This is a genomic window from Bacteroides gallinarum DSM 18171 = JCM 13658 (assembly GCF_000374365.1).
Taxonomy (GTDB): Bacteria; Bacteroidota; Bacteroidia; order Bacteroidales; family Bacteroidaceae; genus Bacteroides; species Bacteroides gallinarum.
In genome coordinates, this window is record NZ_KB894190.1 from 1 (window position 1) to 11,396 (window position 11,396).

Genomic DNA, 11,396 nt, shown 5'->3' on the forward strand with positions numbered 1-11,396 from the left:
AGGAAGACGGAAATCCTGTGGATTTTCTTTGGAATACATACGGCAAATGCCGTACTGATGATAGACAAGATCAGGAACAGGACGGTGAAAGCGGCATGATATGATTTTACAGGCAGAGGCAGAAGATGTCTTCAGACTTCTTCCCGAGCGTCATGTCTTGTAGGGTAAGATTGTGTGAGAAATTACAGGAATAGGACTATAAAAATGGCATATGAAGTGAGTATGCTCTATCATCTTCATATGCCATCTTGATTTTTAGGGACATTTACTGAATATCCCTTTTTAATTCTGTATTTCTAAGTTTAAAAGGCTATCCTATTTTACTTATCTTCTTCAGTTTTTCTTCTTCGATGATTTTGATTTTCCTTCCGTCGATAGTAATCAAGCGTTCCGTTGCAAATTGCGAAAGGGTACGGATAGCATTGGATGTCGTCATGTTGGAAAGGTTAGCCAGGTCTTCGCGGGATAGGTAGATGCTCAATGTAGAACCGTCCTCCTCCAGACCATAACTCTCTTTGAGGAAAATAAGCGATTCTGCCAAACGGCCGCGGATATGCTTTTGGGTAAGGTTTACGGTACGTTCGTCGGCAATGCCGAGGTCTATGGACAACTGCCGGATAAAGAACATTGCCAGTTCATTGTTCTGCGACAGCAGTGTCATAATTGCGGTCATCGGTATCAGACAGACCAATGAAGGCTCGAAAGCACAGGCTGCGGTTACGTAATCTGCTTTGGCAAAGTAAGGACGGTATCCGAAATATTCGGTCGGCTTAATCATACGGATAATCTGGCTTCTTCCGCCTACACCGTCTTTGTAGATTTTGACCTTTCCGTTCAACAGGCACATCAGGTAAGTGGGTGTCTCGCCTTCACAATGAATAATCTCGTTCTTCTTATAATTCTGGAGCGTAAAATGGTTAGCGAGAAACTCCCGTTGTTCTTCATTCAGGGGCGACCATATATCGGGAATCAACTCCGGAACATTGATATCTGATAAGTTTATTTTTACCATAACTGCTGCAAAACTGTGTTGTACAGCACAAATGTAAAAAGAAAAAATTAAATATAACACAAATGCATATTTTTTCTTCGATTTATCCGAAAGAAAAATGAGCCTTGGGAGAGGGGTAGGAGCTGTATATGCGGTATTATTCCGTTTTTTTATGAAAATAAAAGCACTTCCGGTATTACTCTCGGAAGTGCTTTTTTCAGTTTTTTTCGTATGTGTTTTCTTATTTGCCGAGAAGTATTTCCGGTTTATTTGGTAAACAGCAGCTCCCTGTATTTCGGCAACGGCCATATCTCGTCGTCCACTTCCATTTCAAGATTGTCGATGTGTTCGCGGATACTTTCCAGGTAAGGACGTACGGTTTCTTCGTATGCAAAGGCTTTGTCCTTGTAGTTGTCCATATGGTTGGCTACCTTACGGGCTTCCGTCATTTCACGTACCTGCATCTTGATAGCTGTTACGCGGTGGGATATTTCGCGTATAAGCTCTTTACGGTCGGCGCTGAGTATTTCGTATTCCTCCGGTGTGAATATTTCGCGCAGTCCGCGCAGGTTTTCTAACAGGCGGTTCTGGTAGATTACGGCAGTCGGAACGATATGGTTAATGGCAAGGTCGCCCAGTACACGGCTTTCGATTTGCACCTTCATCGTGTATTTCTCCAGTTCCACTTCCAGGCGGCAGGCCAGTTCCGTTTCGTTGAAGATACGTTCGCCGATAAGTACGGAGCGGGACTGGGCATCCATATAATGCATCAAGGCTTGCGGTACATGGCAGATGTTGGTCAGCCCGCGGCTGGCAGCTTCCTGTTTCCATTGTTCCGAATAACCGTCTCCTTCGAAGCGGATAGGCTCGGAAGCGATGATTGTCTCTTTCAATATACGGAAGATTGCTTCATCCTTGCCCACTCCTTCTTCCATTAGCTTTTCGATAGATACCTTGAACTCGTTCAACTGATTTGCCATTGCTGCATTGATAGCAATCATGGCGGCAGCGCAGTTTGCCGATGAGCCGGCGGCACGGAACTCGAAGCGGTTGCCGGTGAAGGCAAAAGGAGATGTACGGTTACGGTCTGTCGTATCCAGCAGGATTTCGGGAATACGTCCGATGCCCAGTTTCAGGGTGGTCTTTTCTTCTGCCGTCATCTTGCTGTTGCTTACCTGGCGGGCTATTTCGTCGAGGATAGAGGATAACTGCTTGCCCAGGAATATGGATAAGATAGCGGGAGGAGCTTCATTGGCGCCTAGGCGGTAGCTGTTTCCCGCACTTGCGATAGAAGCACGGAGCAAGTCCTGGTTTTTATACACCATCATCAGTACGTTGACAAGGAATGTAAGGAAGAGCATATTGCCTTTCGGGTTCTTGCCGGGGGCAAAGAGGTTGATACCCGTATCGGTGCAGAGCGACCAGTTGTTGTGCTTGCCCGAACCGTTTACGCCGCTATACGGCTTTTCGTGCAGTAGTACGGCAAAGTTATGCTTGCGGGCGATGCGTTTCATCAAATCCATAACCAGTTGGTTGTGGTCGTTGGCAAGATTGGCGTTTTCAAAGATAGGAGCCAGTTCGAACTGGTTGGGGGCTACCTCGTTGTGGCGCGTCTTGACAGGGATACCCAGTTTGTGGCATTCTATTTCGAGCTCTTTCATAAAAGCCGTAACACGCGGAGGAATGGAACCGAAGTAATGGTCTTCCAATTGCTGGTCTTTGGCGGAAGAGTGCCCCATTAATGTACGCCCTGTCAGGCATAAGTCCGGACGTGCGTTGTAGAGTGCGGAGTCTACGAGGAAATATTCCTGCTCCCACCCCAGGTTGGTATATACGCGCGTTATATTCTTGTCGAAAAGCTGGCAGACGTCCGTTGCCGCCTTGTCCACTGCGGCAAGTGCCTTTAGCAAAGGCGTTTTATAATCCAATGCTTCACCGGTATAGGAGATGAAGATTGTGGGAATACAGAGTGTAGTCTCTACAACGAAAGCAGGCGACGAGACATCCCATGCCGTATATCCGCGTGCCTCGAACGTATTGCGGATTCCACCGTTGGGGAAAGACGAGGCATCCGGCTCTTGTTGGATGAGCAGTTTCCCGGAGAAACGTTCGATAACATCCCCGTCTTCACCGAACTCGATGAAGCCGTCGTGCTTCTCGGCCGTTCCGTCCGTCAGCGGTTGAAACCAATGTGTATAGTGGGTAACATTCAGTGACTTAGCCCAACTTTTCATTCCGTTTGCTATTAAGTCGGCCATTTCCCGGCTAATAGGAGTTCCTTTTTCAATAGCATCCGTTACTGCTTTGTAGGCTTCTTTGGGCAGGTATTCCTGCATTTTCTTACGGTCGAAAACATGGCTGCCGTAGTAATCGGACAACTTGTTTGAAGGAGTAATGACTTCAAGAGGGCGGCGATTGGCGAGCTCTTGCAAAGCAAAAAATCTCATTTTTGACATACTTGTCTTTTCTTTTGTTGGTTGTTGGGCGCAAAATTATATGTTTTTTCCGAATTACCCCCTATTTTGAAGGGGGTAATCTCTGATTTTTATATGTTTTTTGGTAATATACCCCCTGCGAAAAGAGGGTGTTCCTTGAAAATACATTTTTTAGGCTTTAGGAGGCTCCGGAAAATGAAAATGGAATTTAAGTGGAAGTTATTACTTTTTTTCTATATTTGCTCCCACATAAGAAGATATTGCGGTTGAAACATTTAATATGCATATGGATAGGAGTCTGTTTCTTGTGTGCAAGTTTGCAGAAGGCGGGTGCTACGGGTGTTCCCAAATCGTATGCGGAACAGAAGGCCTATGCAGATTCCATTATGGATAAAGTAATCTTCTTCGCTCCATTTTATGAACGTATCGTCGATGAATATAAGGCGGAACTCTATATAAAAGGGTGGGCGAATATTCGTAAGAAAAACCACTTGCTTCGTTTCATTCCCTCCATGTTCCGCATAAAGAAAGGGGTACGGGAGTATATGATGGAGACATACAGCGAGTTGCATTATACAGCCCCCGACATTTATGACCAGAAAGTGAAGGCGGGCGTAGGTACTTCTTCCGAACTTTGGGAACTGGACGGCCGCTTGCTCGAATACTTCCATATAAATATTTACTCTTCTACCTTATTATACGATAAGCTGCTTTCTCCGCTGGCCTCCAATGCGAAAAAGTACTATACTTATTATATAGACTCCATTATGGGGAGCGTGCATAAACGTGAGTTCCGCATCCGGTTTATGCCGAAGAGTAAAAGCTTTCAGCTTGTGGGAGGCTATATGATTGTCAGTGACAATGTGTGGAGTGTGCGCGAGATACGTTTTTCCGGACGTTCCGAGGTACTTCGTTTTAATAATCTGGTAAAAATGGGGCAGGTAGGAGGCGACGATGAATTTCTGCCTGTACATTTCAATGTCGATGCTACTTTCCGTTTGCTCGGCAATGTGGTGGACGGCAGTTATACGGCGGTGCTCGATTATAAGGATATCCGCCAGAGAGACCCCGCAGTCGCAACCAAACGGAACAGGACGAAGAGCAAGTACGACCTTACCGAATCCTATACCTTGCTGACCGATACGAACGCTTACCAACGGGATACGGCCTATTTCAATACATTACGCCCTATTCCGTTGACATCGCATGAGCAGAAGCTATACGAAGATTTCTTTTTGCACCGCGATACGCTTCTTTATAAGAAAAAGCCCAAAAGCAAGAGCCTGGAGTTTTGGGGGCAGATAGGCGACGCGTTGGTTAGCAGGTATACGGTAGACCTTGCCAAAATGGGCAGCGTACGCTGTTCGCCTCTTATTAACCCTTTGCTGTTAAGTTATAGCGGTAGTAACGGATTTTCTTATCGCCAGGAGTTCAAATACAACCGCTTGTTTACGGGCGACCGCCTGCTGCGTATCGTCCCCAAGCTGGGTTATAATTTTAAACGGAAGGAGTTCTACTGGTCAGTCAATTCCGACTTCGATTATTGGCCGCGTAAGCGTGCCGCCCTCCATGTCAGTGTGGGTAACGGTAACCGCATTTACAGTAGCGATGTGCTGGACGATTTGAAGGCTATCCCCGATAGCATTTTTGATTTCGACCAGATACATCTGGATTATTTTAAAGATTTGTATTTGCATATACGCCATAGCTGGGAGATTGTCAACGGCCTGACTCTGGATGTCGGCCTCTCCCTGCACAGGCGTACGGAAGTGGAGCGTTCGAAGTTCGTCCTTGTCTATCCCAATACTCCGAACGTTATGTCATCGGGCACTTCACCCGTTTATCCGGAATTCGACCCTTCGATTCTGAAAAAGTTCCGTCACAGTTATAACAGTTTTGCTCCGCGTGTACGTGTAACGTGGACTCCCGGCCAGTATTATTATATGAGCGGCGACCGCAAAATCAACCTTCATTCCAAATATCCGACAATTTCCGTAGACTGGGAACGGGGCATTAGCGGAATTATGAAGAGTACCGGAAAATATGAGCGTATCGAAGTAGACTTCCAGCATAACATCCCGCTGGGGCTGATGCGCGATATTTATTATCGTTTCGGTTGGGGAGCTTTTACGAATCAAAAGGAGCTTTATTTTGTGGATTTCGCCAACCTGGCACGCTCCAACCTGCCTGTCGGTTGGAATGATGAAATCGGCGGAGTGTTCCAGTTGCTCGACGGGCGTTGGTATAACTCGTCCCGTAAGTACGTTCGCGGGCATTTTACGTACGAAGCTCCTTTTCTGCTGCTCCGTCATTTAAAGAAGTATACCCAATATGTGTTGAATGAACGTTTGTACCTGAATGCATTGGTTGTTCCCCACTTGAACCCCTATCTTGAAGTGGGTTATGGTATCGGTACGCATATTTTCGACTTCGGTGTTTTTGCAAGCTTCGCCAATTGGGAATACCAGGAAATGGGAGTCAAATTTACCTTCGAGCTGTTCAATCGTTGAGGCTTATACGGAAATTCATGGCTTATCTTTGTCCTCAAATGCAGAATACCGTACGGCTATCGGAGCGTCGTCGGCATATATAAAAGAGAATTCCCATTATATATAAGGTGAAAATCATTGGCAATCGGGCGTAAAGGACGGATATTTTCGGACAGAACTTTTTGTAGTTCAAGAAAATACTTCTATCTTTGCGCCCGATTTAATATGAGTCAACATAAAGTCTCACTTAATTAACGAGTTAAACAATTTATTTATTAATGGAAAATTTAAAAAATGTTGCTCCCCTTGAAGATTTCAACTGGGATGCTTATGAAAACGGTGAAACCGTAACGAACGCAAGTCACGAAGACTTGGAAAAGGCGTATGACAATACGCTGAACAAGGTTAACGACCGCGAGGTGGTTGACGGAACCGTAATCGCAATGAACAAGCGTGAAGTAGTTGTGAACATCGGTTACAAATCAGACGGTATCATTCCTTTGAATGAGTTCCGCTACAATCCCGACCTGAAAGTAGGTGATACGGTAGAGGTGTACATCGAAAACCAGGAAGACAAGAAAGGACAGTTGGTGCTGTCTCACCGCAAAGCCCGTGCTACCCGTTCTTGGGACCGCGTTAACGCAGCTTTGGAAAATGAAGAAATTATCAAGGGTTACATCAAGTGCCGCACTAAGGGTGGTATGATTGTCGATGTATTCGGTATCGAAGCATTCTTGCCGGGTTCTCAAATCGACGTTAAGCCTATCCGCGACTACGATGTATTCGTTGGCAAAACCATGGAATTCAAGGTTGTTAAAATCAATCAGGAATTCAAGAATGTCGTTGTATCTCACAAGGCTCTTATCGAAGCCGAACTGGAACAACAGAAGAAAGAAATCATCGGTAAACTCGAAAAAGGACAAGTTCTCGAAGGTACCGTTAAGAATATCACTTCCTATGGCGTATTTATCGACCTGGGTGGCGTAGACGGTTTGATTCACATCACAGACCTTTCTTGGGGCCGTGTCAGCGACCCGAAAGAAGTGGTTGAACTCGACCAGAAACTCAATGTCGTTATCCTCGACTTCGACGATGAGAAGAAGCGTATCGCTCTCGGCTTGAAACAACTTACTCCGCATCCGTGGGATGCTCTTGACCCTAACCTGAAGGTAGGCGACCACGTGAAAGGTAAAGTAGTCGTTATGGCCGACTACGGTGCATTCATCGAAATCGCTCCGGGCGTTGAAGGTTTGATTCACGTATCCGAAATGTCTTGGTCGCAGCACTTGCGTTCTGCACAGGACTTCATGAAGGTAGGCGACGAGGTTGAGGCAGTAGTACTGACTTTGGACCGCGAAGAACGTAAGATGTCTTTGGGTATCAAGCAACTGAAGGCCGACCCGTGGGAAACTATCGAAGAAAAATATCCTATCGGTTCCAAGCACACGGCCAAGGTACGCAACTTCACTAACTTCGGTGTATTCGTAGAAATCGAAGAAGGTGTGGACGGCTTGATTCATATCTCCGACCTGTCTTGGACTAAGAAGGTTAAACATCCTTCCGAATTCACTCAAATCGGTGCGGACATCGATGTACAGGTATTGGAAATCGACAAGGAAAACCGTCGTTTGAGTCTGGGTCACAAGCAACTCGAAGAAAACCCCTGGGATGTATTCGAAACTGTATTCACAGTAGGTTCGGTACACGAAGGTACTATCATCGAAATGCTGGATAAGGGTGCGGTAGTTGCCCTGCCTTATGGTGTAGAAGGTTTCGCTACTCCGAAGCACCTCGTTAAGGAAGACGGCTCGCAAGCCCAGTTGGACGAGAAACTCGAATTCAAGGTTATCGAGTTCAACAAGGACGCTAAGCGTATCATCTTGTCTCACAGCCGCATTTTCGAAGATGTAGCCAAGGCAGAAGAAAGAGCAGAAAAGAAAGCTGCCAAGAAGTCTGCCGGTAAGAGAGAAGAAGCTTCTGTTTCAATCCAGAACCAGGCTGCCTCTACTACTTTGGGCGATATCGACGCTTTGGCTGCTTTGAAAGAGCAAATGGAAGCAGGAAAGAAGTAATCCTTCTTACATATAAATAATAAGAAAAGGCGTTTGTGGCAAACACAAACGCCTTTTCTTTTTCTCCGTGCCTTAAATAATCCGTATAAACCGGTGCAATCTGCGATGAATACCCTTATCTTTGCATCATCATGGAGAAATTCGAACTACATATTCTCGGCTCCGGTTCGGCATTGCCTACCACCCGCCATTTTCCTACTTCCCAGGTAGTGAACTTACGTGACAAATTGTTTATGATAGACTGTGGAGAAGGTGCACAGTTGCAATTCCGGAAGTCGCACCTCAAATTTTCCCGTCTGAACCGTATCTTTATTTCTCACCTGCATGGCGACCACTGCTTCGGGTTGCCGGGACTGGTATCTACGCTTAATCTTTTGGGACGTACGGCAGATTTGCATATCCACTCTCCGAAAGGGCTGGAAGAACTCCTTACTCCGGTGCTTGCTTTCTTCAACCACCAGATGACCTATAAAATCTTTTTCCACGAGTTCGAGACGAAAGAGGCGGCATTGATTTATGAAGACCGTTCACTGACGGTAACCACCATTCCCTTGCGGCATCGGATACCGTGCTGCGGCTTTCTGTTTGCCGAAAAGCCGCGTCCCAACCATATCCTGCGTGATATGGTAGACTTTTATCAAGTACCGGTGTACGAGCTGAACCGCATCAAGAACGGTGCGGATTACATCACACCGGAGGGTGAGGTAATCCCCAATGCCCGTTTAACCCTTCCCGCAGCCGCTCCGCGCCGGTATGCATATTGCTCGGATACGATTTATCTTCCCACCATTACGGAACAGATAAGAGGAGTCGACTTGCTTTTCCATGAGGCCACCTTTGCCGAAGATGCCGCTCCGCGCGCCAAAGAAACCTACCATACGACCGCTTCGCAGGCTGCACAGATAGCTAAAAGTGCAGAAGTGAAGAAATTGCTGATAGGTCATTTCTCTGCCCGATACGATGACGAGCAGGTGTTGCTGGCAGAAGCCCGGGCTGTTTTTCCGGATACGCAGCTTGCAAAAGAAACGCTTTGTATCCCGGTATGAATTAAACTTTTACTATCTTTACCCCTTTATAATACAAGTGTTATGCAAGATATAATAAACGGGCGCTGCGGTTGGTGCGGAACCGACGGGCTGTATGTGAAATACCACGATGAGGAGTGGGGAAAACTGGTGACCGATGATAAGAGGCTGTTCGAGTTTCTTGTGTTGGAGAGCGCCCAAGCCGGATTGAGCTGGATAACTATCCTGAAAAAACGCGAGGGGTATCGCAAAGCCTTCTACAATTTTGACGCCGGCTTGGTAGCACAGATGACCGATGAAGATGTTGCACGGTTGATGCAGTTCGAAGGAATTGTAAGAAACCGACTGAAAATCAAGGCAACAATCACGAATGCAAGATTATTCCTTGCCATACAAAAAGAGTTCGGCAGCTTTTACAACTATACGTTGTCATTTTTCCCCGGAGGGAAACCGATTGTCAATACATTCCGCTCATTGAGTGAAATTCCGGTATCGTCTCCCCAGTCCGATGCCATGAGCAAGGATATGAAGAAACGGGGATTTAAATTCTTCGGTACTACGATTTGCTACGCTCATTTGCAGGCTTCGGGCTTTATTAACGACCACCTGGCGGGCTGCATTTGCCGCCGGCCGGAGGAGCCGGCAAAGTAACGGGGTAATTCTGTCCCTCCTGTTTTTCGGGAGAGGCGAAGCTGCTCCGTCCTTTCGCCTAAATGCTTATTCACCAGCCTTATTGCACATTTCGCACTTAGACTCGATTTAATTTCTTATCTTTGCTCTCCTAAAGATATAAATGTGAATAGAATATATGAACCCTTCTTATAATGAACGCGAAGTGCTGGCGCTTCTTCAGGATGAGAGTACGCAGAAGCGGGGATTCGAGATGATTGTTGCACAATACAGTGAACAATTATACTGGCAAATCCGGCGCATGGTACTTTCGCATGAAGATGCCAACGACTTGCTTCAGAACACTTTCGTCAAGGCATGGGTCAATATCGATTATTTCCGGGCAGAGGCCAAGCTCTCCACCTGGCTCTATCGGATTGCGCTGAATGAGTGCCTTACTTTCCTTAACAGGCAACGGGCTACCCATACCGTTTCTTTGGACGCTCCTGAGGCCGATTCCCTTCAGAAGCTGGAGAGCGACCCTTACTTCTCGGGAGACAAAGCACAACTGGCGTTACAGAAAGCCCTGCTCTCATTGCCCGAAAAGCAACGCATGGTATTTAACCTGAAATACTACCAGGAAATGAAATATGAACAGATGTCCGAGATTTTCGGTACCTCCGTGGGAGCTTTGAAGGCATCCTATCACCATGCCGTGAAAAAAATAGAGAAGATATTGGGAGAAGAAGATTAAACCTTTAACATGAAACGAAGTCTAACCAAATAGAGAGGAGAAGAGCTTATGAAAGAAGAGGATAACATACTCAAGAAGATAGGAACGGAGAACGCTTTCCGTGTGCCCGAGGGGTATTTTGAGAATCTTACTTCGGAGGTTATGAACCGGCTTCCCGAAAAAGAGAAACCCGCTTTTGAGAAAAGAGAAGTCACGATGTGGGAGAGGGTAAAACCGTGGGTGTATATGACAGCGATGTTTGCAGGTGCGGCGCTGATTATCCGCGTTGCTTCCTCCGACCCTACCCCGGCGGCCACCGACCGTATGGCAGCCGATGAAGCGGATACTGAAATGGAATATATCAACATGGCGGTGGACAACTCCATGCTCGACGACTACTCATTGTACGTTTATCTGGCTGATTCCGACGCAGAATGAGCTACAACAACTTTAACCGATTGAATGAAGAAATGAAAAAGCTGATTGTCTTATTAGTGATGATATGCAGTTGCGTGCCGGCGCTTCGGGCGGCGGACAGATGTAACGAACGTTTGTCTCCTGCCGAGTTCCGTGCCAGGCAGAAAGCATATATCACAGAGAAAGCCGGATTGACGAAGGAAGAAGCGGCTAAGTTTTTCCCCCTTTACTTTGAATTGCAGGACAAGAAAAAAGAACAGAACGATAAAGCGTGGCGCCTGATTCGCCAGGGAAAAGACGAAAAGACTACCGAAGCCCAGTACGACGCGATTATGGAAGGCGTGTACGATGCGCGTATCGCTTCCGACCGTCTGGATAAAACATACTTCGGAAAGTTCAAGAAAATATTGTCTGCCAAGAAGCTCTACCTGGTACAGAAAGCGGAGATGCGCTTTCATCGGGAACTGCTGAAAGGAATGCGGCATGACGGAGATAAAGATAAGGCTCCGAAACGCCAGTCAGGCAAGAAGTAAAAAGGGATATTCAGTAAATGTCCCTAAAAATCAAGATGGCATATGAAGATGATAGAGCATACTCACTTCATATGCCATTTTTATAGTCCTAT

9 protein-coding genes are annotated in these 11,396 nt (G+C 46.4%); 7 read left to right on the forward strand and 2 right to left on the reverse strand.

The features are described 5' to 3' along the window. Window positions 1-310 precede the first annotated feature (310 nt). On the reverse strand, window positions 311-1,012 hold the full coding sequence (locus C233_RS0121260; protein ID WP_026314962.1) for a Crp/Fnr family transcriptional regulator: 702 nt from the start codon (window positions 1,010-1,012) through the stop codon (window positions 311-313). 245 nt (window positions 1,013-1,257) lie between these two features. After that, the gene (locus C233_RS0121265) at window positions 1,258-3,447 is read right to left on the reverse strand and encodes a glutamine synthetase III family protein (protein ID WP_025069245.1); all 2,190 of its coding nucleotides are present in this window, start codon (window positions 3,445-3,447) and stop codon (window positions 1,258-1,260) included. 236 nt (window positions 3,448-3,683) lie between these two features. Here C233_RS0121265 and C233_RS0121270 point away from each other — a divergent pair, with 236 nt between their 5' ends. From C233_RS0121270 to C233_RS0121300, 7 genes are all read left to right on the forward strand, one after another. Beyond that, window positions 3,684-5,936: a DUF5686 family protein gene (locus C233_RS0121270; RefSeq protein ID WP_206514152.1), complete on the forward strand. Its 2,253-nt coding sequence runs from the start codon at window positions 3,684-3,686 to the stop codon at window positions 5,934-5,936. A gap of 257 nt (window positions 5,937-6,193) precedes the next feature. Beyond that, the gene (gene rpsA / locus C233_RS0121275; protein WP_018669513.1) at window positions 6,194-7,987 is read left to right on the forward strand and encodes a 30S ribosomal protein S1; all 1,794 of its coding nucleotides are present in this window, start codon (window positions 6,194-6,196) and stop codon (window positions 7,985-7,987) included. Window positions 7,988-8,118: 131 nt separating this feature from the next. Next, complete coding sequence (locus C233_RS0121280; RefSeq protein ID WP_018669514.1) at window positions 8,119-9,033, forward strand: ribonuclease Z; 915 nt, start codon at window positions 8,119-8,121, stop codon at window positions 9,031-9,033. A gap of 42 nt (window positions 9,034-9,075) precedes the next feature. Further along, window positions 9,076-9,663: a DNA-3-methyladenine glycosylase I gene (locus C233_RS0121285; protein ID WP_018669515.1), complete on the forward strand. Its 588-nt coding sequence runs from the start codon at window positions 9,076-9,078 to the stop codon at window positions 9,661-9,663. A 157-nt stretch (window positions 9,664-9,820) separates the two neighbouring features. Next, window positions 9,821-10,375 (forward strand): RNA polymerase sigma factor, encoded by a 555-nt coding sequence (locus C233_RS0121290; protein WP_018669516.1) that lies wholly within the window; start codon window positions 9,821-9,823, stop codon window positions 10,373-10,375. Between the two features lie 48 nt (window positions 10,376-10,423). After that, window positions 10,424-10,792 (forward strand): hypothetical protein, encoded by a 369-nt coding sequence (locus tag C233_RS0121295; protein WP_018669517.1) that lies wholly within the window; start codon window positions 10,424-10,426, stop codon window positions 10,790-10,792. Between the two features lie 32 nt (window positions 10,793-10,824). Then, the gene (locus C233_RS0121300; RefSeq protein WP_025069244.1) at window positions 10,825-11,304 is read left to right on the forward strand and encodes a hypothetical protein; all 480 of its coding nucleotides are present in this window, start codon (window positions 10,825-10,827) and stop codon (window positions 11,302-11,304) included. Window positions 11,305-11,396: the final 92 nt, after the last annotated feature.

What these genes read in the sequence shown, in the direction of transcription:
- C233_RS0121260 (WP_026314962.1), bottom strand. Translation starts at nt 1,012, where the DNA reads ATGGTAAAAATAAACTTATCAGATATCAATGTTCCGGAGTTGATTCCC.
- rpsA (WP_018669513.1), top strand. Translation starts at nt 6,194, where the DNA reads ATGGAAAATTTAAAAAATGTTGCTCCCCTTGAAGATTTCAACTGGGAT.
- C233_RS0121295 (WP_018669517.1), top strand. Translation starts at nt 10,424, where the DNA reads ATGAAAGAAGAGGATAACATACTCAAGAAGATAGGAACGGAGAACGCT.
- C233_RS0121285 (WP_018669515.1), top strand. Translation starts at nt 9,076, where the DNA reads ATGCAAGATATAATAAACGGGCGCTGCGGTTGGTGCGGAACCGACGGG.
- C233_RS0121300 (WP_025069244.1), top strand. Translation starts at nt 10,825, where the DNA reads ATGAAAAAGCTGATTGTCTTATTAGTGATGATATGCAGTTGCGTGCCG.
- C233_RS0121265 (WP_025069245.1), bottom strand. Translation starts at nt 3,447, where the DNA reads ATGTCAAAAATGAGATTTTTTGCTTTGCAAGAGCTCGCCAATCGCCGC.
- C233_RS0121280 (WP_018669514.1), top strand. Translation starts at nt 8,119, where the DNA reads ATGGAGAAATTCGAACTACATATTCTCGGCTCCGGTTCGGCATTGCCT.
- C233_RS0121290 (WP_018669516.1), top strand. Translation starts at nt 9,821, where the DNA reads ATGAACCCTTCTTATAATGAACGCGAAGTGCTGGCGCTTCTTCAGGAT.